At 37.8% G+C, this 20,767-nt stretch carries 25 protein-coding genes; 19 read left to right on the top strand and 6 right to left on the bottom strand.

Translation table 11 applies throughout. The features are described from left to right. Window positions 1–36 precede the first annotated feature (36 nt). From QL984_RS07520 to QL984_RS07465, 12 genes are all read left to right on the top strand, one after another. A complete protein-coding gene (locus tag QL984_RS07520; RefSeq protein ID WP_036955122.1) occupies window positions 37–429 on the top strand; it encodes a hypothetical protein in 393 nt (130 codons plus the stop codon). A gap of 156 nt (window positions 430–585) precedes the next feature. Next, window positions 586–1,458, top strand: coding sequence for a hypothetical protein (locus QL984_RS07515; RefSeq protein WP_036955119.1), 873 nt, complete (start codon window positions 586–588; stop codon window positions 1,456–1,458). Window positions 1,459–1,573: 115 nt separating this feature from the next. Beyond that, window positions 1,574–1,909: a hypothetical protein gene (locus tag QL984_RS07510; protein ID WP_128860841.1), complete on the top strand. Its 336-nt coding sequence runs from the start codon at window positions 1,574–1,576 to the stop codon at window positions 1,907–1,909. Between the two features lie 215 nt (window positions 1,910–2,124). Further along, a complete protein-coding gene (locus tag QL984_RS07505; RefSeq protein ID WP_128860840.1) occupies window positions 2,125–2,604 on the top strand; it encodes a hypothetical protein in 480 nt (159 codons plus the stop codon). A gap of 70 nt (window positions 2,605–2,674) precedes the next feature. Then, a complete protein-coding gene (locus QL984_RS07500) occupies window positions 2,675–2,857 on the top strand; it encodes a hypothetical protein (RefSeq protein WP_235190266.1) in 183 nt (60 codons plus the stop codon). Window positions 2,858–2,860: 3 nt separating this feature from the next. Then, the gene (locus QL984_RS07495; RefSeq protein ID WP_138764307.1) at window positions 2,861–3,634 is read left to right on the top strand and encodes a ChaN family lipoprotein; all 774 of its coding nucleotides are present in this window, start codon (window positions 2,861–2,863) and stop codon (window positions 3,632–3,634) included. Then, complete coding sequence (locus QL984_RS07490) at window positions 3,628–4,218, top strand: hypothetical protein (RefSeq protein WP_036955108.1); 591 nt, start codon at window positions 3,628–3,630, stop codon at window positions 4,216–4,218. Before QL984_RS07495 ends, QL984_RS07490 begins: the two co-directional genes overlap by 7 nt. 56 nt (window positions 4,219–4,274) lie before the next feature. Then, window positions 4,275–4,541: a hypothetical protein gene (locus QL984_RS07485; protein WP_010389341.1), complete on the top strand. Its 267-nt coding sequence runs from the start codon at window positions 4,275–4,277 to the stop codon at window positions 4,539–4,541. A 60-nt stretch (window positions 4,542–4,601) separates the two neighbouring features. Next, the gene (locus tag QL984_RS07480; RefSeq protein ID WP_016900105.1) at window positions 4,602–5,387 is read left to right on the top strand and encodes a hypothetical protein; all 786 of its coding nucleotides are present in this window, start codon (window positions 4,602–4,604) and stop codon (window positions 5,385–5,387) included. A 179-nt stretch (window positions 5,388–5,566) separates the two neighbouring features. Next, complete coding sequence (locus QL984_RS07475; RefSeq protein ID WP_016900106.1) at window positions 5,567–6,076, top strand: DUF6795 domain-containing protein; 510 nt, start codon at window positions 5,567–5,569, stop codon at window positions 6,074–6,076. Continuing rightward, on the top strand, window positions 6,063–6,611 hold the full coding sequence (locus tag QL984_RS07470; protein ID WP_327077468.1) for a DUF6795 domain-containing protein: 549 nt from the start codon (window positions 6,063–6,065) through the stop codon (window positions 6,609–6,611). The genes QL984_RS07475 and QL984_RS07470 overlap by 14 nt, the downstream gene beginning before the upstream one ends. 27 nt (window positions 6,612–6,638) lie before the next feature. After that, window positions 6,639–7,805 (top strand): lipase family protein, encoded by a 1,167-nt coding sequence (locus tag QL984_RS07465; protein ID WP_016900108.1) that lies wholly within the window; start codon window positions 6,639–6,641, stop codon window positions 7,803–7,805. Between the two features lie 13 nt (window positions 7,806–7,818). On the opposite strand, the gene soxR is transcribed toward QL984_RS07465, so the two are convergent. After that, a complete protein-coding gene (gene soxR, locus QL984_RS07460; RefSeq protein WP_013462989.1) occupies window positions 7,819–8,277 on the bottom strand; it encodes a redox-sensitive transcriptional activator SoxR in 459 nt (152 codons plus the stop codon). A gap of 97 nt (window positions 8,278–8,374) precedes the next feature. Between soxR and QL984_RS07455 the strand changes: the two genes are divergently transcribed. The 3 genes from QL984_RS07455 to QL984_RS07445 are packed head-to-tail and all read left to right on the top strand — an operon-like array spanning window position 8,375 to window position 10,028. Beyond that, on the top strand, window positions 8,375–8,839 hold the full coding sequence (locus QL984_RS07455; RefSeq protein ID WP_016900109.1) for an NAD(P)H-dependent oxidoreductase: 465 nt from the start codon (window positions 8,375–8,377) through the stop codon (window positions 8,837–8,839). A 47-nt stretch (window positions 8,840–8,886) separates the two neighbouring features. After that, the gene (locus tag QL984_RS07450) at window positions 8,887–9,411 is read left to right on the top strand and encodes a DsrE family protein (protein WP_016900110.1); all 525 of its coding nucleotides are present in this window, start codon (window positions 8,887–8,889) and stop codon (window positions 9,409–9,411) included. Further along, the gene (locus tag QL984_RS07445) at window positions 9,411–10,028 is read left to right on the top strand and encodes a GDSL-type esterase/lipase family protein (protein ID WP_016900111.1); all 618 of its coding nucleotides are present in this window, start codon (window positions 9,411–9,413) and stop codon (window positions 10,026–10,028) included. The genes QL984_RS07450 and QL984_RS07445 overlap by 1 nt, the downstream gene beginning before the upstream one ends. Before the next feature lie 35 nt (window positions 10,029–10,063). Here QL984_RS07445 and QL984_RS07440 read toward each other — a convergent pair whose 3' ends face one another. Further along, the gene (locus QL984_RS07440; RefSeq protein ID WP_016900112.1) at window positions 10,064–12,313 is read right to left on the bottom strand and encodes a TonB-dependent receptor; all 2,250 of its coding nucleotides are present in this window, start codon (window positions 12,311–12,313) and stop codon (window positions 10,064–10,066) included. Window positions 12,314–12,593: 280 nt separating this feature from the next. Here QL984_RS07440 and QL984_RS07435 point away from each other — a divergent pair, with 280 nt between their 5' ends. The 4 genes from QL984_RS07435 to QL984_RS07420 all read left to right on the top strand — a co-directional run bounded on the left by QL984_RS07435 (window position 12,594) and on the right by QL984_RS07420 (window position 17,314). Then, a complete protein-coding gene (locus QL984_RS07435) occupies window positions 12,594–13,601 on the top strand; it encodes a LacI family DNA-binding transcriptional regulator (protein WP_010389326.1) in 1,008 nt (335 codons plus the stop codon). 169 nt (window positions 13,602–13,770) lie between these two features. Then, window positions 13,771–15,009 (top strand): MFS transporter, encoded by a 1,239-nt coding sequence (locus QL984_RS07430; protein ID WP_016900113.1) that lies wholly within the window; start codon window positions 13,771–13,773, stop codon window positions 15,007–15,009. Between the two features lie 15 nt (window positions 15,010–15,024). Then, complete coding sequence (gene treF, locus QL984_RS07425; protein WP_051894363.1) at window positions 15,025–16,521, top strand: alpha,alpha-trehalase TreF; 1,497 nt, start codon at window positions 15,025–15,027, stop codon at window positions 16,519–16,521. A 103-nt stretch (window positions 16,522–16,624) separates the two neighbouring features. Continuing rightward, window positions 16,625–17,314 (top strand): LuxR C-terminal-related transcriptional regulator, encoded by a 690-nt coding sequence (locus tag QL984_RS07420; RefSeq protein WP_013462996.1) that lies wholly within the window; start codon window positions 16,625–16,627, stop codon window positions 17,312–17,314. Between the two features lie 52 nt (window positions 17,315–17,366). Here QL984_RS07420 and QL984_RS07415 read toward each other — a convergent pair whose 3' ends face one another. The 4 genes from QL984_RS07415 to QL984_RS07400 are packed head-to-tail and all read right to left on the bottom strand — an operon-like array spanning window position 17,367 to window position 20,498. After that, window positions 17,367–18,140, bottom strand: coding sequence for a CsgG/HfaB family protein (locus QL984_RS07415; RefSeq protein WP_024602690.1), 774 nt, complete (start codon window positions 18,138–18,140; stop codon window positions 17,367–17,369). Beyond that, complete coding sequence (locus QL984_RS07410) at window positions 18,140–18,562, bottom strand: curli assembly protein CsgF (protein ID WP_016900115.1); 423 nt, start codon at window positions 18,560–18,562, stop codon at window positions 18,140–18,142. Before QL984_RS07410 ends, QL984_RS07415 begins: the two co-directional genes overlap by 1 nt. Next, window positions 18,556–18,948, bottom strand: coding sequence for a curli production assembly/transport protein CsgE (locus QL984_RS07405; protein ID WP_016900116.1), 393 nt, complete (start codon window positions 18,946–18,948; stop codon window positions 18,556–18,558). Before QL984_RS07405 ends, QL984_RS07410 begins: the two co-directional genes overlap by 7 nt. A 41-nt stretch (window positions 18,949–18,989) precedes the next feature. Further along, entirely contained in the window at window positions 18,990–20,498 is a 1,509-nt protein-coding gene (locus tag QL984_RS07400; protein ID WP_013463001.1) for a curlin, read from the bottom strand. Between the last annotated feature and the right edge of the window lie 269 nt (window positions 20,499–20,767).

Below are 20,767 nucleotides of genomic sequence, written 5' to 3'. Positions count from 1 at the left end.
ATTTCAAAGTATATTTAATAGAGTTATTTAGGATTTATGAAAATAAAAAGAGTGTTTAACAGAGAAGGTGATTCGCCTAATACAACCTTATCATGGACTCATGAGGAACGGCTTGTTGAAATAAATTTTAGCTTTGATGCTAGTGCTGTTTTTTCTAAAAAGCTAAACCTAGTTTTTGTTGAAGCATATGCTGATATGGAAGTTCAGCTTTTTAAATTAAATGGTGAGTATATTGGAAAATATAAAATTGCTACTTTAGAGCATTATAGCTTTCGCGGTTTAAATCAAAATATGGATTCTAAAACAGGTGTTTCACTATTATTTCACCCAAATACTAATGAAGTTGGTAATGAATGGGGAGATACAGAGCAATATGAATTTATTATGGGAGATAACACTCTCGGTAAGTTTTTAGATATATATAGATGATGGTCATTTTAATGGCTTCATATCTGTTTAGAAATTGTAACCATGTCGGTAGGGGGAGGCTGTAAAATAATATAGTCGATTTTCATCGAAATGTTCAAAATTTGAATAGTACTAATATAAATAGTTAAAAAAGTATTTTTATAGAAAAGGAATTTCATGTTCAACTTAAATATGACTGCAAGTGTTGGATTAAAATCAGCAAATAAATCGGCTGACGTACAACTAATACGCTCACTCTTAAATGCTTATGCACGTAAAACGGGGTTATCTCCTATTGCAACTAATAAGGTTGATCATCACTTTATTGACCTAATTGAGCATTTTCAGAAAAAAGTCATAAAAATGGGTAATCCAGACGGTGTTGTTTCTGCAAATAGAGGGACTTTTAGAAAGTTAGTTGAATTTTTGTCTAGCACTTATACCAAAGTCTCAATTACAAAGCCTAACTACGGTATTTTAACATGGGATGCTGAGGGTACAGAAGGTGGGTTATATCACAGCCGCTGTTTCCATGTTCCATCCAATAGGTCTGGGTTAACCATTGGTCGGGGTTACGATATGCGTGATAAAACATCTTCCAAAGTTAGTGGTCATCTTATTCAATCGGGCATCGATAATAAAGTGGCTAATGTTATAGCCCTTGCTGCAGGTAAAATGGGTAATGCAGCTAAGCAGTTTGTTATAGAAAAAGACTTACTTGATTTTGAAGTATCAGCACAGGTGCAATTAAAGCTATTTGAAATTGTTTATAAAGAAATGGAATCTGATGTAAAGCGGATATGTAATAAAACTATAACAAGTCAAACATATGGAAAAACAGATTGGCTAAATTTAGACCCGAAGATAAAAAATGTTTTGATAGATTTAAGATTTAGAGGAGATTACCACCCTGCTAGTCGTAAAATTTTACAAAAACATGTTGCGAACAATGATTTAATATCCTTTAAAGCTGAAATAAATAAAAGTGCTAATTGGAGTGGTGTACCACTAACTAGGCAGCAGGCACGTATTAAATACATAAATTCATAGGTGTATGATGAAACAACTGATTACTAGCATTTGTCTGGTTTTAACTTTTTTTTGTACTGAATCGGAAAGTAATGATGACAAAACATATGTGAGCCTAGATGTTATAGAGATGCATGTGGAAAGGGTTAATGATAATTTATTCCGCTGGATAAAATTTCATCCTGAGAGTGACTTTCCATGTTTACGATTAGAGATTTTAGAAGCAGGTAGTAATGAGCTTATTAAACGAAAGAATATCTGTGATGTATATGACGAGGCACTAAAAGTCACGCACGATTTTAAAAAGTTATCATTTTTAGATATTTACAATCTGAGTGTTGAATCTCAGACTCTAACATTTGATTTAGAGCTATCTTTACTGAGTCAAAGTGTGGTTAATATGAATTGTTCAATTAAGGTTGAAAATACAGACTTTTCTCCACTTGTTTGTCACCGTTCAGAGTCAGAGTAGTTGGGATAAAGTGTGGGGGAATACCGCTCACATTTGTGGATGATTTTAATGATTCAAGCTTTAATGGACATATATTTATCATTTTAAATGTAATAACGGCTCCAAACTATCTAAAATAATTACTTAAATAAGTAGGTATAGTTTGGTACGTTTCAAAAAAGCTCAAGAGTTTTGATTAGCTAAAATTTAAAGTTAGGTCTATGGGGACGGTTTTAATGGCTAAAGGTACCCAAATCTTTTTATTATTCCCCCCATGGAAGCTTTTACGTAGGTTCTTATTAGTAACAATCATCTTACTTTTGGGAACGGTTTATTCAGGCATGACATTGTTAACACAGTACTTTGATACAAGTCCTGAGTGGCTGTTGGGCATTTTGTTTTCCGTTGGAATTATGTTTTGCTTTTTTAACTTTAAAGTTAGTCAAGGCTCTCTTCTATGTGCAAAGATATTGAAATACTATGCTCTATTTTTAGCTTTGATTTGCTTACCATCATTTATGATTTTAGAGGGAAGTGGTTATCATATAGCTACAGTTACTAATATAGCCTTTATGCTGCTGTCTTTTTATTTAATTAAGGGAAATAAATACCAAGGCTTAATAAAATATCAATATAATTTTTTTAAGGATATAAAAGACGCTCGGGCCGCTGTTGAAAAAGAGATGGCTAAAGGAAATAAAAGGAAGAAAAAGTAAGGCTGTATAGCTTTGCTGAAATACAAAGGAACATAGATAAAAATAGGGCGACGGGTATGTTAGCCGCGCAATGTCATTATGGCGTGGAGTAAAGGAATGTTCTTCAAAAAGTGAAGAATGTAACCTCACTGCAAAAGCGCTTTTATTTGCAATGAGCTATGAATATGCAGTTGCTCCTTACAGCTCTGAGAATAATGACGCTATTGAATTTTATAAATGGTGTTTTGAAAATTTAAATAAAGATCAAGGATAGGTAATGAATAAAATAAACACGGATGTAAATTACAGAACAATGGCCGGTAATGCGCGATTAGTGATGCTTGGTGAATCGAGCCATAATACCGCTGGCTATAAATATGAAGCTATTAAAGCCCTAAAACAGCTTAAAGGAGCTGGATTTACTCATTTTGCGATGGAGATGTTGCCACGCTCTATGCAAGAAAAAATTGATTTTTACCAACGTACGGGTAAAGGTTTTAGAGAAATTCAACAATACTTTGATGAAAACTGGGCTTGGGGTTATTTAGTTCCTAAAGCTTATGGTGAGTTAGCAAAAGCTGCTAGAGATATTGGCTTAAAAATTATTGCTTTAGATATTTCGCAACAAATAATGGAGGCTATGGATAAGGAGTGCTCTTATGATCAATATATTGGAGGGGACTGTTTGAGCACGCACACCCGTCGTAATAAAATATGGGCTGATAATATAGCGGGTGTTTTAAATCAATCGAAGGCAAATCGTATTGTTGCTTTTATGCATCGATGGCATGCTGTACAGGCTTCAAACTACGAGCCTGGTTTAGATACCCTAATGCCAATTAGGGGAATCAATAGCATTAGGTTTATAGATTTTATAGGTGGTATTGCTTGCCTATCTCAAAGGCGTTGTGAAGGCGATTCAACTGAAATAAATACTCTCAAGCAGCAATATTTTTATCGTGAAGGTTTCCCTTCTAAACATTCAGTTAAAACATTTCAAGTTCATATTCCTGAACAAAGAGTCAATTCTGATGGAACTCTCAAATGGTAAAAAAAATATTTATAGCTTTTTTTGTTCTTAGCACAATCACTGCTCAAGTTCAGGCTAAGTCGTTATCAAAGACTTTATGGCCAGATCTTGATATCAACAACCCAGAGTTGTCTAAAAATACAGTGATGCTTCAATGTCAAAAAAGTTTAATGTATGCGCCTAGACAGCTTGAAAAGTGGTGCGAAAAAGCTTACGACATGGGTGAGTATGAAGCATTACTTTTTATTGGCCATCATACTGGGGACGGCTCCCGTTATGTTAATGAGTTAAAGCGCCGTGTGCTGAAAAATGAAAATTTGGCTATTCGCAGGCTTGCATGGCTTTATGATGGTGGTTTGTTTGTTGAGGAAGATTTAAAGGAAGCCGCACGTTTATATGAGCTTTTTTTAACTCAGGCAGAAGAGCCCTATCCAATTCTGTTAAGGTCGATTCATTACGATTTAGCAAAAATCTATACCAAGCTTGAAGATTGGCCAAATGTTATTATTAATGCGCAATATGTGATAGATCAAAAGCTAGACGATGGCTCTGATACTTTAGCTAAAACATTAAAAGAAAATGCCGTAGCAGCAATGAACAATTAAATATCAAATCCAAAAAGGAGCTATAAACGCCAAACTTAGGGCGTTATAGAATTATTATGGAACAACAACACCAACAAACACTAACCAACCTTGTATACGATATTTACGAGGATCCAACCAAAATTGAAGAGCATCAAGAGCTTATTCAGCCATTACTGAGCGATTTAGTCGCAACTGCCCCTGCGGGTTTTGAAGGCATGGCGACGATGATTAATACTCACATTTCAAACGGGTTTAAGTTTAAAAACCCTAAAATACAGAAGTTTGAGCTTGAGTCGGGCTTATTAAAGCTTAAAACTTACCTGCAAAAAATAAACCTTTAATTAGTTTCGAAATTGCCAATACTCTCGGCGCAGCGTGTTGGCGTTAATCAAGGATGATAAATGACTCTTATAAACACCTGCATTTTAATGCTGTTTTTACAGCCATTATTTGTTTATTTAGCACTTTTTAAACAGTCAAAATATAGCGTTGAGCCCAAAAGCTCGTTAGATAATGAAGATTCAATGTTTTTATTTATCGCCCCTGGCTTATCGGTTTTTTATCTTGATCAGTTTTGGGTCGCGCTGCTTTATTTAGGTAGTGTGTGCTTATTGGGTGTATTGCTGGCTAAAATTGTAGAAAGCAAAGCAAACAAGCGATTGACCAGAGATGATTCAATAGGGTTTATGGTCGCCAGTTTTATCTTTTTTGGAATGATAAAGTTAATAATTGTTGCGGCTGCGTATTTTTTTACCGATGACGCTTCAAGCGCGATAACGGAAGATTTAAGCCCAGCTAAAGAGCCCTCATTAACGATTAGCCAAATGTTTAGTGTGGATTATTTATATAGCCAGTTTAAACCTACGGTTTATTTTTTAGCATTAATGGTCGTGACCTTAGTGCTCAAAATTATTGAGTATAAGTTTTCTCTGAAGGAGGCGCTTTCAGGCATACTTATTATGCTAAGTGCTATATTAGTCGGTATTTCTCCACTATTTGGCGAAGCTTATATATTAGGCTTAATTGCTAACTTTTTTATCTTTTTTATAGTGTGCTCTACATGTATTGAAATAGACAAGATAGGGGATGCATCGGGTGGCGCTATTGCTATTTTGTATGGCTATATATTAATGATGGGACTCGGGTTTAGCATTATATGTAAGCTGGTTTATGAATTGTTTTTTTAAGGAATGATTTATTGCTTGTTTTTTGCTCTAAATGCTTGCAGTGCGCTTTGTACCCAATTAGAATAAATTTTAGTTGAAATGGGCAATTTCATTAACGCTGATAGTTAAGAGTTTAAAACGTCATTAAATAGCAATACGACACGTGTATTTTGAGTTTAATAGTTGGGAGCTTGTATATTTTGTTATCACGTTTTAAAGCTTACTTTTTGGTAATTGTATCTATTATCATTATTTTTACTACAACACAGGCTTGTGCAGATATGTTTGGTTTTTTTAATAAGCAGGATTTTGTTTTATCGGCTCCGGTAAAAGGGCAATTATTAGATAAAGGGCAGCCTGTTGCAAATACTAAGGTTGTACGTGCGCTTACTTATGGTGATGAATATAAAGATGAAGCAATAACAGATGATAATGGTTTTTTTACCTTTACAGAAAAATCTATAAAAACGAGTAAGCCTGCAAACATGTTTGATAATGAATCATTGGTTCAACATGTTTATTTAGAAAATGGTACGCCTGAGGGCGTTGTTCTTTGGTACATAACCGTGTCTATGCACGAGGGGAGTGATACCCTAAAAAGCTTACTCGCTGACTTAGAGTGTGATATTGCCAAAGACCCACAAACATACGACATACCTATAGAAGAAGCGCCAGAGCACTTCTTTACGGTATATGGTGCATGCATTTGATTTATTGGAGATTATATTTTTGATGGAGCGGTTTAAGTTGCCATTACTCATTGTAGTTGTGGCTATTCTAATTTTATTTACTACAACACAGGTTTTTGCAAATATGTTTGGTTTTTTTAGTAAGGAAGATTTTGTGTTATCAGCTCCAGTTGAAGGGCGCTTGCTTTTTGATGAGCAGCCTGTTGCTGGTAAAAAGGTATTTCGTAGACTAAATTATGGCGATGAATATATTGATGAAGTAACAACAAGCAGTGATGGTCGTTTTTCTTTCCCTAAAAAAGTTATCAAAACATCAAAGCCATCAAACATGTTCGACAACGAATCTGTTATACAACACATATACACATTAGATGAGAATGCAAAGGAAGTTACTATTTGGGCAGTTAGGCTATTTCCTTATGAGCATAAAGATACGCTAACCAAATACTTAAGTAATTTGGTTTGTGATATCGCAAATGAGCCAGAAACATTTGATATAGCCGCTAAAGATAATAAGCAGCATACATTTGCAGTTTTTACCACCTGCAAGCTCTAACGTTTAAAACCAATAAAAGGATTTAAAATGAATACGTTAACACCTACTCAGGCAGTCCAATTAGCATCACTTGCTTATGATGCTAAAGAATTAAAAAATACAAAATTATTAAATGGGTTATTGCACGCATCCTTACGAGATCAGTTTGATTTTTCTATCAATAATAAATCCATACAAGGTGTGTCAGGCGGGTTTTTCTCTCATTTATTTGGTTTAAGTACTGGGTTTGGCCTTGTTGCACACGGTAAAAATTCATTTCAAGGTGATTCAGTAATCACAATTCGTGGGACGGCTTCTCTTAGAGATGGCCTAACAGATGCACATTTTGGGTTAAGCGGTGGCTCTAACGGCAGTATGGTACATGCTGGGTTTAATAAAACCTTTTATAGCATGAAGCCCGCTTTACAAGAGTTTGTAGCGGCTAACATTCGAGACAAAATAACCGGCTGTGTGCACATTGTTGGTCACAGTTTAGGTGGTGCATTGGCTACGCTTTCAGCCGATTGGATAAAAGCAGAGTATTCGTTGCCGGTTAAATTATATACATTTGGCTCGCCAAGAGTGGGGCTTGATAACTTTTCACGCGCTGCTACTTCTCGTATTGATAAAATATACCGCTGTACACACGGTGCTGATCCGGTTACAAAAGTGCCTTTGTGGCCATTTTCACATGCGCCCTACAATGGCCAAGAAATTCGTCTTGATAATGGTCAGGGTCTTAAAGGCGCAGCACACAAGTTAAGTGGTACGCCAGGCTATGTCAATACCGCAAACAGTAATAATTGGGGCAATTTAACTGTAAAAGCAAACCACTTTTTAAGCACGCCAGTACGTTTAAAGTTTGAAGACAGAAACCAAGCTTCATTTAGTTCACACTGGGCAGATAAACTGGGCGCTGCGTTAGTTACCTTATTAAAAGATTCGGGTTACTACAGTGCTGTTGCAGCACAAGCAGCCATAGGTACAGGCTTAACTTTTTACGATATGCTCGCGCGAACGCTTGATAAAATAGCCAAAGCGTCAGCCTCATTTGCAACGCAAACCTTAGGTTTACTAGGCCACATGCTTGTGTTTGCTGGCAAAGTTATTAGTAAAGCCGTAGAGTTGACTTACAGTTTTATTAAATCAGTATTTGATTCAACTCTAGGGGCATTATATCGCGCTGCACGAGAAGGCTTAAATGGTCTAGATTAAGGTTTTATAAGCCTTAATCTCGCTCTAGCAAAATAGCACCACTTTGGGTTTCACCTAAGTGGTCGTCTTTGTTATAAATAGGGCACTTACTCATTGATAAACACCCACAGCCAATACAGCCATCAACCCGTTCACGTAAACGTTGCATATAAGCAATGCGCTCATCAAGCTGTGCTTGCCATTGTTTTGAAAGTGCAGACCAGTCTTTTTGGGTAGGTGTGCGCTGCTCTGGTAACGTTGCCAGAGTTTGTTTAATTTCTTCTAGCGTGATCCCCATCGCTTGTGCCGCTTTTATAACTGCGACTCGCCTTAGTACATCTGGTTTAAAGCGTCGTTGGTTGCCACTGTTTCGCCAACTGCGTATTAGCCCTTTAGTTTCGTAAAAGTGCAGTGTAGATACCTTAACGCCACTGCGTTTAGCGACAAACCCAACCGTTAAGTTGGCTTCAGTAAGCTTTTTTTGTACCGCCATCACTTTAATTCCTTTTAAAAATTAAATTATTTCTTATTGACCTAAACTTAACTTGAGGTTTTAAGCTTTGCTCCATCATAAAAAAGGAGCTAACCCAATGCAAGAAAAATCAGCACACAATATTGCAATCATATATTCAAGTGGTCGTAAAAATGGCAATACTACCGCGCAAGTTAATGCCTATAGTAAGCAACAAAGCGGCATTGTTTTTTGCTTAGATGATTATGTTATTTCACCTTATCGCTACGATAAGCAGTATCACAATGATGATTTTTATAATTTGTTTGAAGTGTTACTTCGTTACGAACATTGGGTGTTCGCATCGCCTGTGTACTGGTATAACACCACGCCAAAAATGAAAGCATTTATAGATAGGATCACAGATTACATGGATGATAAGGCGTTAAAACCGAAGCTTAGAACTTTACGTCAAAAGCAGTTTTCACTGCTGTCTAATGCCGCATCTCCCTCTGCGCCAGACGCATTTATCGATATGTTTAAACACACCTTTAATTATTTAGGAATGACTTTTAAAGCGCATTCACATGTTCAGGCTAGTTAATCACGTTAAATAGCGTTAGGCTAAACAAAAAGTAAAAAGGATGATGTATGAAAACGTTACTTATTGGCTCAAGCTTACTTTTGGCTAGCTTTAGTACTCTTGCTGCAGAGCCTGCGCCTGTTATTAAAGACTATGGTTATTTTTATAATGTGCCCGAGCATGTGTCTGATTTAAGCCAAGCACAGTTTAAGATAGCTTTTGATGTAGGTAAAGGCGCTGAAAAGGGCGCGCAAAATAATCATATTAATTCGTTAGCGCGATTTATTAATATGCATGTGGCTCACGGCGTAAAACCAGAAAATATTCAACTTGCGCTGGTGGTACACGGTGGAGCCAGCGTTGATGTACTGCAAAACAGTGATTATAAAGCTCGGTTTGAAAAAGATAACAAAACCGAATCTTTAATTAAACAGCTGCTTGCTAATAACACGCAGGTATATGTATGCGGGCAGTCGGCAATGCATATGAAGGTAGCAGCAGATCAGCTTATACCTGGGGTGAAAATGGCGCTTTCTGCGATGACTGCGCATGCGCAGTTACAGCAACAAGGCTATACATTGAATCCGTTTTAATGAATATTCTGTGTTTTGGTGATTCCAATACCTTTGGTATTTCTCCTGTTGATGGCAAACGGCTGAGCGAAATTGAACGCTGGCCTACTTTATTAAAGCAGCAGTTGGACACCGGCTTTGAAGTGATTGAAGCCGGGGAGCCTAATCGTACTTTAGTCAATAACCCCCCGTTTATGGGAGATAAATCGGGCATTAAATATTTAAAACCGTATCTGGAAGCGCACACTGTTGATGTTGTTATTATTCAACTCGGTACTAATGATTTAAAAGCACGTTTTTCACTGTCTGCTATCGATATTGGCAAAGCGCTTGAGGAGTTAATTTTAGCCATTAAAGCCTTTTATCACTGTAAAACAATACCAAAGATAATCATTATAAGCCCGCCCAAGGTTCATGAAGTGGGAAGTTATAAAAGCATTTACGCAGGTGCAGGTAAAAAAGTTGAACAATTATCCATTGAGTTCAAAGCCGCCGCTGATCGTCACACGTGTGAATTTTTAGATTGTTATCTGCTGATACAATCTTGCAAGAAAGAGGGCATACACTTACCTGTTAGTGAGCATAGAGAGCTTGCTAATAGGTTGACACCTATAATAAAAAAAGCCGCCGTGTATTAAACACCGCGACTTTAATTTATTGCTTAGGGAGTGTATTAAAATGCGTAACTAACACTTAAGCGTGTTGTACGCGGCATAATGTAACGGCCATTGGGCGCGTCGGCATTACGTGGGTCGCCTTCAGTGATACCTTGCTCGTCGGTTAGGTTATCTATGGCTAATTGCAGTTTAATGCCTTCCATTGGTTCAATAATTAAACCTAAGTCTACTTTTTCGTATCCATCAAGTGTCACGGTGTTTTCGTTATTACCAAAGCGGTCATCCACCGCTGAAATTGTTCCATATAAAGTGGCGTACATGCCGTCTACTTCAAAGTCATAGCTTGGTGTTACGCGTACTTGCCATTTAGGCTGGCGCTGTGCTTCATTGCCTTTATTTTCTGGACTTTCAGTGATTTCGGTTTGTTGTAATGTGGTATTTAAATTAACAGAAAAGCCAGATTCATGATTAAAGTTGTAATCAAGTTCAACACCATACGCTTCGTTGGTTAAAATTTCAGCCGGCACACCCGGGCGACTTACAAAGGTATCGCCTTTTACTTCATTGACAAAAAAGGTGGCATAGAAGTCGGTAGTGTCTGAAATAAGCTTGTAACCTAGTTCGCCCTGCGTTACCTCTTTAATTAGTTTTTCACCCCCTTGGTATGCGCCAAAGTTATCTCTAAAGTCATCAAAATATGGCATTTTATAACCACGGTTAACACGTGCAAACACGCCCATGTCGTCATTAATTGAATAGTTTAAACCGGTTGTCCATGAGGTTTTACTTTCATTGTAATCAACAGTTTTAGTGATAATACCGTCAAGGTCTTCATCAACACTGTACTGCACATCATGGTTTTCTTTACGTACACCTAAATCAAGCGTAAATGCATCTGCAAATTTATATTGGCTTGTAAAGTAAAGGGCATTGGTGCGGGCATCGCCTGTTGAGCTAATATCGTAATTAAAACCACACCCGTCAGTGTTTTGGTTACATTCAATACCATTTAATAACTCACCACCAGCTTCCAGCACATGATACGCGGTATTACCTAAGCTCCACCAATCGCTCGCAGATGTGCTTGCGGTGTAATAACCAAAAGTGGCCGATAAATCGCCAAATTGCTTTGAAAAGGCTAAGTCGTTAGTAAACGAGCTTATTTCTTTTAATACTACCCAGCGACCCAGTTGCTGAATCGCAGTGTCACTAGCATATTCGGTATCAGTTACCGCACCGAATGCCGTTTGGCCATTGTCGGCCACTTCACCAACGGTTGTTGCTGAACCATTAGGTACTAGGCCAAATGTATTGGCATCGCCTTTGGTAATATTGAAGCGATCAATAAATTGCCAGCCATTATCAAATTCAAGTTTAATACTACCGCCGGATACATGGCCATCCCATCCTCGGCCATCACCTAGGTCAATGTCGTGTGGTTGCGCATTTGGGCCGGTAAAAATCGTCGCTTGACGGTTAAGTGTGCCAAGTTGGGTATATTCAGCATCAATGCCATTAACATTGAGTGGTGTTGGTAAGTACCATGCGCCATGATCGTCTGTTTGACGGGTATAAAAGTTAAGCTCGCCATTGTCTAACTCTTTAGTAATGTTAATTGTAAATTGGCTGCCTTTTTCAGAAGTAAAGCCTGCATCACGGATACCCGGTGAGCTTTTAACATAGCCGCCTACCATAAAATATAGGTCGTCGGTGATTTCACCACTTACTACAGCATCAACACGCTGTAAGTCGTAATCTGAGGTGGTGTATTTAAACAAGCCTTGAGTATCTTCACTGCCACGTTTTAATCTAAAGTTGGTTGTTAAACCAGGCTGACCATTGGATAGCACAGGATTAGGACCACCACGCAGTGCTTCCATTGTTTCAATCGTTTCATCGATTCTAAATAACGATGAGTTTTCTAAAAATGAAAGAGTAGGCGCAGGGTAAACTGGCGAGCCTTCAATACTGAGTGTTAAAAATGGCGCATCACCACCTCCTGGAAACCCACGCACAAATACGTTGGCACCAGACTCACCGCCAGAGCTTTCAACCCACACACCGGGAACGGCTTTAAATAAGTCAGCAGTACTTTTAGGTGATAATTTTATAATTTGTGATGAATCAATATTTGTTACAGCGTAGCTGGCATCAATCTTTCTGATCCCAACACCTGCGGGTGTACCAGAAACGACAATTCGCTCAACTTTTTTTTCTTTTGCTTGTTCTGCTGCAAGAGCAGCGTGTGTGCTTAGGGCTAAAGTAATTGCACAAGCTAGCATGCTTTTTGCTTTATTGAATTTCATGTGTGAGATCCCGTTTTTAGTGTGTTAAACAGTGTGTATTACAGCGAGATTGATTAAATTTTAATGTAAACAGGCTGTATAAATTGAAACTCTAGAGATAAATGCAAACGTTTGCAATATTTATTTGTAAATTATTTATTAATTAGGGCTGTTGTTTTATTGAGCGTAATTACACAAGAGCGTAATTTTTAAGTTAATGGGCAAGCCAGTAAAAAATAATAATGCTATATTGTCAGTAAGTTAGATATAGCAACAGCCGCAGTGGAGCGTTTAGGGTTTTATGAATAATAAAAAAATTAAATTAGCTGATTTAGCAAAGCTTGCTGGGGTGTCTACCTCAACGGTTTCGCGCGCGCTGAATAATAACCCGCTCATTAAGCAAGAAACCCGCGACAAGCTTCAGCAGCTTGCAAAAAAACATAATTTTAGCCTTAACACGGCGGCTAGCCGTTTGCGTACGCAAAAGACCAATGTTGTTGCCGTCATTATTAATCTTGATGAGCAAACCGAGCAATCAATCAGCGATCCATTTTTACTCAAGGTAGTGAGCGAAATTAACCTTGCGCTTAATCAACAGGGGTTAGAGTTGTTGTTATCTAACTCTATTATGGCGCAAGATGACTGGGCTAATTACTTTATTAATGGCCGCCGAGCAGATGGCATTATTGTTGTGGGGCAAGGAAAAAACCAAACTAATATAGAAGCGGCTGCCGATGCAGGTATTCCTTTAGTTGTATGGGGGGATCCAAAAACACAAAGCAATTATCCTATTGTCGGCAGTGATAACTACTTAGGAGGAATGCAAGCGACGGCTCATTTAATAGAACACGGTGCTAAAAATATTTTATTTTTAGGCGATCCTGAGCATGGTGAAATTAGTGAAAGGCATCGTGGTTACGCTGCTGCACTTTCTACCCATAAACTTGAGCAGCATGTTATATCCATTGATCTTACCAGTCGCTCTGCGTATCAAGCAATTAACCAGTTATTACGTGAAAAAGGGTTGTATTTTGACGCGATCATGGCCTGTAGTGACATGGTTGCACTGGGGGCGATGAAAGCGCTGAAAGAGCGCTACGTGAGTATTCCCAACGATGTGGCTCTGGTTGGATTTGATGACATTGCCATGGCTGATATCAGCCATCCTTCACTTTCTACAATTAAACAAAACACCCAATTTGCTGCGACTTTGTTAGTTAAAAAGTTAATACAGCAGTTTTCAGGTGAAAAAGTCGAATCACAAGTTATTGATATAGAATTAATTACTCGCCAGTCAAGCAAACGTTAATCTAGTATGCATGTATATTAATTGTTAAATTTAAAATGCAAACGATTGCAATGATATTTATTCTACTCTAAACTCAGGATTCACTGACTAACACACACGGTAATTTACCAGCTATGGGTAATTTGCTTTATAAACGTTATGGCGTATGTCGCAATAAACGAGGCACGCAATGAGTAAAATAAAAATCACACTGGCAATTGCTGCAAGCTATTTTATTTTCGCAATTTTATTAAATAGCGTAGGCACTGTTATTTTGCAGGCTATAAACACATTAGGGGTAAGCAAAACAGAAGCGTCGGTTTTAGAGGGATTTAAAGACTTATCAATTGCAATAATGTCATTTGTTGTTGCTTCATTTATACCACGTTTAGGCTACAAGCTTGCAATGCTGCTAGCACTGATAGTTGTCGTTATAGCGTGTTTGAGTACGGCTGTAATAAGTGACTTTTACATGTTTAAAGTGTTATTTGCTGCTGTGGGTTGTGGTTTTGCGGTCGTTAAGGTGTCGGTTTATTCAATTATTGGCCAAGTGACTGAGGATGCAAATAGTCACTCATCATTACTGAACACCATAGAAGGCATTTTTATGGTGGGTGTATTAAGTGGCTATTGGGTATTCACCGCATTTATAGACCCTGTTGATAGCAATGCCTGGTTGAACGTTTATTACGTATTAGCAGCGCTTACGCTTTTGGTGATTATCAGTGTCGTAATAGCACCAATAAAGCCTGCTATCAAAGGTCAAAAAAGCAACTCGGGTTGGAATGACTTTATTGCTATGCTCAAACTTACCTATCAACCGTTAGTGCTGATTTTTATTATTAGTGCATTTTTGTATGTGTTAATCGAGCAAGGGGTAGGGACTTGGTTGCCTACATTTAATAATCAAGTTTTGCAATTACCAGTAGCTATTAGTATTCAACTAGCGAGTATTTTTGCCGCAGCTCTTGCTTTAGGGCGCTTAGTGGCGGGCCAAGTATTAAAGCATATTCATTGGTTTGTAGTACTTAGCTGTTGTTTAGTTGCTATGGCTGCATTGATCATTATTACCTTACCACTAACGGAAAACTTACCTAAAAGCGAGGTGAATAGTTTATTTGATGCGCCTCTGGCGGCGTTTGTTTTGCCATTAATTGGCTTTTTTATGGCGCCCATTTATCCGGTACTCAACTCAGTCATGCTCAGTGCGCTTCAAAAGCATCAACATGCTGCAATGACAGGGTTAATCGTTGTGTTTTCAGCACTTGGTGGCACTACCGGGTCGGTGATAACCGGCTATGTATTTGAGCACTTTAGTGGCCAGCATGCTTTTTATCTTTCACTTGTGCCCATTAGTTTAATTTTCATTAGCGTGATTATTTTTAAAAAACGCACCCATGCCATTTCACAACACGCAGTCAATAGTTAATAGATTAGGACAGTTATGAGTTTTTTTAATAGCCAATTATTTAAAGATGTACAAACACAGCACATATTTAGCGACTGTAAAACGTTTGCTGATGCAACCGCGCGTGTTGATTGGCAAAGTGCCTGTAAACAATATGAGCAAATAGCACCCCTTAATAAAACTCAATTAAGAGACTTTGTTGATGCGCATTTTATAACAACGCCTTTATTAACAATGAAAGGGGCTGCAAATACCACCAGTGTAAAAGGCTACATAAACTCACTGTGGAGCGGCCTTCGACGTGAAGCCGATACACCCAAAGCTAATTCTTTACTCGCTTTAAAGCACAGCTACATTGTACCTGGTGGACGTTTTCAAGAAATTTATTATTGGGATAGTTACTTTACTGCGCTAGGTTTAATTGATGCAGATAAAAGTGATGTAGTAGAAGACATGCTACAAAACTTCATAGACTTAATTAACGATTACGGCTGCATTCCAAATGGTAACCGCAGTTATTATTTATCGCGTTCACAACCGCCTATTTTAGCGCTGATGGTTGAGCTTTTATGGCAGCACACTCACAGTAAAACACATAATTTAGCTTGGCTTAAATTGTGTGTTGAAGCTTTAACAAAAGAGCACGCATTTTGGATGCAAGGAGCAGATACACTCAGTGATACGCAAACAAGTGTAAAACGCGTGGTAACAATGCCATGTGGTGGGGTATTAAATCGCTATTGGGATGATGAGGCGGCTCCTCGCGCAGAGTCATTAAGAGAAGACTTAGCGCTTGCATCAGGATTTAGTGATGATAAAAAATCTGAGTTTTATCGTAATATTCGTGCTGCGTGCGAATCTGGGTGGGACTTTAGCTCGCGCTGGTTAGCCGAGTCAAACTTACTAAGCTCAATTCAAACGACAGATATTGTACCCATAGATTTAAATTGCCTACTTTACAATTTAGAAAATCAGCTTAGTAAATGCTTTAAATTGCTTGGTAATGAGCAACAATCACAAACGTACAGCAGCTATGCTGTAAAAAGAAAGTCGCTTATTAATCAATATCTTTGGAGTAATGAGAAGCGTTTTTTTGTTGATTATAATCATAAGCTATCTAAGCCGTCTGCTATTTTAAGTGCAGCGGCAAGTACCCCGCTTTTTGTTAATTTAGCCTCACAACAGCAAGCTGAACTGGTCGCAAACGTATTGAGCAAGCAGTTTTTAAAAGTAGGTGGTATTGTAACAACGGTTGTTGATACTCCACAACAATGGGACAGCCCGAATGGCTGGGCTCCATTACAATGGTTTGCGGTAAAAGGCTTGCGTAATTATGGTATTGATCAATTAGCTACACGCATAATGAAAAACTGGCTAACAATGGTAGAACAAGATTTTATTGAAAATAAATGCTTGTTGGAGAAATATAACGTATGCACACCGCAACAAAAAGCCAGCGGGGGTGAATATCAAGTACAACAAGGATTTGGTTGGACTAACGGTGTTACATCACGCTTTTATACCCTTTTATAGGGTAACTAAACTCATTGGCTTATACTAAAAGAGCATTGTGTTTTGTAGTTAATTTAGGTAATGTGACGATAGTTGTAAATCTAATGTTTCAAGGATGAGTTATATGTTGCAAAAAAGCTCGGCTTTTATTAAGACAACGCTTCAATCGTCTTTCCATTCTCAAAACTACACAGTTATTTTAAGAACACTTCAAGCCATTTTTGGTGATATAAAAATGGACAGTACTATCCCACATATTGATCAGCGTGGTGCTTATGACATTTTTCTAATCGATGGATCTCAAAATGATTGGCAGGACTTGATCCCAGCAGATTTAATTTGTTTGGCTAAACAGTATAAAGTTGTGCTTTTTAATGTAGAACTAGAGCAAGTATGTGAAAAAAACTTATTACTCAATCATTTTAATGGGGTATTTTATAAATCGGCAGCAGCAGAAGATATATTTAAAGGCTTAGTAAGAATTTCTACTGGTGAGCTTTGGTTTACTCGTAAAGTAATCTCTAAGGCCTTTAATGATATTCTAAGTGTGGCCTCTTCGTTTAGCTCCTTAAGCGAAGATATCACGTTAAATGAAGCTGACTATAAGCATTTAACTAAACGAGAAAAATCGGTTATTCATTTAATTGCACAAGGAGCGAGTAATAATAAAATAGCGGACAAACTAAATATTAGCGACCATACTGTTAAAACTCACCTTTATAGCGCATTTAAAAAAACTAATTCGCGTAATAGAGTTGAATTGGCCAATTGGGCGCAAAGATATATTTCAGTATTATTACCCGTTGAGAGCTAATCGTTATTTGTTTGGCCACATCAATGACGTTGTGGCCATCTGCAAGAGTAGGTTAAGTTGCCTGTTTAGCCCATAAGCCTTTATCAATACCTTTGGTGATAAGATCTGTAAGCGCCTTTTCTATTGCTTGCGTTACGCAAATGCTCATTGGTTCATTATCACTAAAGCCCGCCTCAGCTTCCGCCAGACGTTTATAGCTAACATACCTAAAAAAACCTGCTCGCATTTCTTGGCTCAATACTTTTTTGCTGGTGGCTACTGATAACAATACCTGGCCAGTTCTTACATCTACGGCACGTAAATAGATTGATATTGCATCTTCACGATATAGCTCTGATGCGCCAATACCAAAATATTCCATTCCTAAGCCACCCGTTTTTACATTGGTGTCGTAACTAATTATACCGCCTTCTAAAATGATTTTCGCAGTGGTTAACGGCGGTAGCTCGCCTTGATTAGGATTAGTCGCTTGTGCCGCTCTAATTATTTTTCTCTCTGTTAAAATATTTTGTAGACCCTCACGTTCAACCGGCGTAAACCAGTCAGACTCATGTAATGCTTGCACTAGAATAGAGTTTGCACCTTGAGTGACGGCCGTTGAAAACGAGCTAACATTAGTTTGTGGCTTATATTGACCGGTTTGATCGCGAAATGAATAAACCGAGACTGGAATGCTGCCCGCAGGTTTAGGTAAGCTTTTTAAATCAGAAAAGACATCTGTTGGCTCTAACGTTACCGCACTTTGTTTTGACGGAGGGATTAAATTACCCATAGTAGAGCAACCACTAAGAGAAAGAGCGATTGTTATTATTATTAATTTATACATTATCCAAACCTCGGTACTTCGATAACCACAACCGAGTCATCAATTACATTTGTTATTCTAACCGTGATAGTGTCGGTTGTACTGGTGATCACTTCTATTTGATAATCACCACTCATAAAAATGGAGTCTTGATTAAAAACACTGTCTTCAATATTTTCCCCAAAAGCCATGTCGGTGATTTCTCTCACCATTCGATTTAAGTATGTCCGCTCTAATGAATCTTGAAACTGCTCTGCATACCCTTTTTCGACAACCGGCGCTTTATGTTTATTTTGTGCTTGTGCCTTACTAAGCAGCATATTGGCATTGAGAGGGTTGCCACCAAAACTCGGGTTAATAGGGGTATAAATAATTTCAGTTGCGGAGACTGAAAAGCTTAAAGTTGTTATTATTGTTAATGCTATTTTTTTCATTGTTACCATCCATTCAATGCCATATCAGGACTCGCTGTTTGCATATTCGATCGCGCCATGGCGTCCATTACAGAGTGCACTGCTTGCTCTACTCGCTCGTCCAAAGGCTCTAACTTTCGTCCCAAATGGGTTGCATAAATAATCTTATGATTCATTATTAAAACTAATTTAGTACCAGCACGGGGTATAACCGTTTCTTTTATTTCTACATTAAAGCCAGCTGTTGAAGGCAGTTCACGCCAATAATTTGAAAATTCACTGTAAAATTGATACCCAAAGCGACTAATACTTTTGTTTAGTAATAATCCATCGATTTCTAAATCAGCACTGGCATTACTCAAAGGAGTAAAAAAAGTTAAAAGTATAAAAAGATAGATATATTGTTTATTTTTCATAGTTAAAATAAGGGAGAGGGTTACTCTCCCCGTCTCATCAATTACATTTGTGTAATTGTTGCTGTATTACCATCACCAAGTTGAGTGACAGAGAATGTACTGTTAAAGCCAATTACGTTACCTTCAACAGTGTTGTAGTTACCGGTTTGAGTAACAGAGAATGAAACGTTTTCACCGCCTAATAAAAACGCTGAATCTCCAGTTCCACCTACCCAGTTACCTTCGCCTTGCTGTGCAATATCAATAGAGTGATTACTGCCTTCTACCATTAAGTCAATAACGTTAATATCACCATTTTGAGCAATATCAATTTGGTTTGCGTTACTATCAAGGATACCCGCTAGTGTAACAATCGCCTCATTTTGATTACCGACTTGATTAACATCAATATCGTTATCGTTTGAAGTGAGAGAAACATCAGGGTATGAAGACTGCACTAAAATTGCGTTTTCATCGCCACCTGATTGGCTAAGATCAACATCGTTACCGCTACCATTAAAGTTAGCTAAATGAACCGAGTTAAAATCACTAACCTGGGTTACTGTAAATTCATTATTTGAACCAATGACACCCATGTATGCTTCATTAGTGTTACCAACTTGCATTGCTGTAAGCTCATTGTTATCGCCCATTAGCTCAGTAGTCGCAAGGTTTTCATCACCAATTTGATTAACTGTTACTTCATTGAATGAACCGTCAAAAAGACCAGACTCAATAGCATTATTCGAACCTTCTTGGTCTAGTTTTATTTCATTATCATTACCAGTAACGGCTGCAAAAGTAATGGTATTGTTATCACCGCTGCTTTGTTCAATAGCTATTTCGTTGTCATCACCAGCAATATCAGTAAATGTAATGATGTTACGTGAACCATCTTGGCTAACGTCAATCTCATTTTCGTTACCGCGTAATGAGCCTATTTTAAATTCATTCCAGGTGTCTGTTTGTTCAATTTCAATAATGTTTTCATCGCCTGATAAGCTAAGTACTTCAAATTCTTGCCACATACCAGACTGAGATGAAATAATTTCGTTACCATTACCTCTCATGTCCATGTTGTAAAACCAGTGACCGCCATTTCCTTGTTCAACGTCAATATTATTATCGCTACCAGTGATAATATTAATTGCTTCATTGTTTTGAAATAACCCTTGGCCGAATTGAGAAACATAAACGCCGTTGTTATCACCCGTTATGCGTGTGATGAACCCATTAGCAACACCATCTTGTGCATAAGTTTGTTGGTTGTTATCACCTGTTGTTTCAACTTCGGCGTAATTACCATTTTGTAATTGAGCTATTTTAACATCGTTGTTGTTACCGATTTCAGTAGCTAGTGCAGTATTGCCATCGCCATCTTGAGAGACTAATGCCGTGTTGTCAGAAAATGATTGCTTAACTGTTACAGCATTCTCAATGCTACTTACAGATACTTTAGCTGCAAGCTCAGAAGTTGAACCTGCTTTTGTTTCTGTGTTTGCGTTTGCTGTAAAGCTGGCGCCCATTGCAATTGCAATTGCACAGCTTAAAAGTGATTTATTCAATTTCATTATTATTCTCCTTGAAAGATAAAATAAAATACCTTGATTATTTATTAAGTTTTAAAAAGGTATTTTCGTTGCAGCATGCCGTGCTGCCATAATGTGTGATTAGCTTTTTATTCTTAAACGTAAAATGCTGTTTTAAATATGAACTAGGGTTTGGTCATTAGTACTTGGTAAGGTGGTTTGCCATTCACTAATTCATAACTGCTCAGTCACTGTATTCTTCAATGAGTTCATTTTGAATCATCTTTTTTAATGGTAATTTAAATCTATAA

This window comes from Pseudoalteromonas sp. APC 3495 (assembly GCF_030407645.1).
Lineage (GTDB): Bacteria > Pseudomonadota > Gammaproteobacteria > Enterobacterales > Alteromonadaceae > Pseudoalteromonas > Pseudoalteromonas tetraodonis.
This window is presented reverse-complemented; position numbering and strand designations above follow the sequence as displayed.

Coding starts and splice junctions, on each gene's coding strand:
- QL984_RS07520 (WP_036955122.1), top strand. CDS start 37: ATGAAAATAAAAAGAGTGTTTAACAGAGAAGGTGATTCGCCTAATACA.
- QL984_RS07515 (WP_036955119.1), top strand. CDS start 586: ATGTTCAACTTAAATATGACTGCAAGTGTTGGATTAAAATCAGCAAAT.
- QL984_RS07505 (WP_128860840.1), top strand. CDS start 2,125: ATGGCTAAAGGTACCCAAATCTTTTTATTATTCCCCCCATGGAAGCTT.
- QL984_RS07500 (WP_235190266.1), top strand. CDS start 2,675: ATGTCATTATGGCGTGGAGTAAAGGAATGTTCTTCAAAAAGTGAAGAA.
- QL984_RS07495 (WP_138764307.1), top strand. CDS start 2,861: ATGAATAAAATAAACACGGATGTAAATTACAGAACAATGGCCGGTAAT.
- QL984_RS07490 (WP_036955108.1), top strand. CDS start 3,628: ATGGTAAAAAAAATATTTATAGCTTTTTTTGTTCTTAGCACAATCACT.
- QL984_RS07485 (WP_010389341.1), top strand. CDS start 4,275: ATGGAACAACAACACCAACAAACACTAACCAACCTTGTATACGATATT.
- QL984_RS07480 (WP_016900105.1), top strand. CDS start 4,602: ATGACTCTTATAAACACCTGCATTTTAATGCTGTTTTTACAGCCATTA.
- QL984_RS07465 (WP_016900108.1), top strand. CDS start 6,639: ATGAATACGTTAACACCTACTCAGGCAGTCCAATTAGCATCACTTGCT.
- soxR (WP_013462989.1), bottom strand. CDS start 8,277: ATGGCGGTACAAAAAAAGCTTACTGAAGCCAACTTAACGGTTGGGTTT.
- QL984_RS07455 (WP_016900109.1), top strand. CDS start 8,375: ATGCAAGAAAAATCAGCACACAATATTGCAATCATATATTCAAGTGGT.
- QL984_RS07450 (WP_016900110.1), top strand. CDS start 8,887: ATGAAAACGTTACTTATTGGCTCAAGCTTACTTTTGGCTAGCTTTAGT.
- QL984_RS07445 (WP_016900111.1), top strand. CDS start 9,411: ATGAATATTCTGTGTTTTGGTGATTCCAATACCTTTGGTATTTCTCCT.
- QL984_RS07440 (WP_016900112.1), bottom strand. CDS start 12,313: ATGAAATTCAATAAAGCAAAAAGCATGCTAGCTTGTGCAATTACTTTA.
- QL984_RS07435 (WP_010389326.1), top strand. CDS start 12,594: ATGAATAATAAAAAAATTAAATTAGCTGATTTAGCAAAGCTTGCTGGG.
- QL984_RS07430 (WP_016900113.1), top strand. CDS start 13,771: ATGAGTAAAATAAAAATCACACTGGCAATTGCTGCAAGCTATTTTATT.
- treF (WP_051894363.1), top strand. CDS start 15,025: ATGAGTTTTTTTAATAGCCAATTATTTAAAGATGTACAAACACAGCAC.
- QL984_RS07420 (WP_013462996.1), top strand. CDS start 16,625: ATGTTGCAAAAAAGCTCGGCTTTTATTAAGACAACGCTTCAATCGTCT.
- QL984_RS07415 (WP_024602690.1), bottom strand. CDS start 18,140: ATGTATAAATTAATAATAATAACAATCGCTCTTTCTCTTAGTGGTTGC.
- QL984_RS07410 (WP_016900115.1), bottom strand. CDS start 18,562: ATGGTAACAATGAAAAAAATAGCATTAACAATAATAACAACTTTAAGC.
- QL984_RS07405 (WP_016900116.1), bottom strand. CDS start 18,948: ATGAAAAATAAACAATATATCTATCTTTTTATACTTTTAACTTTTTTT.
- QL984_RS07400 (WP_013463001.1), bottom strand. CDS start 20,498: ATGAAATTGAATAAATCACTTTTAAGCTGTGCAATTGCAATTGCAATG.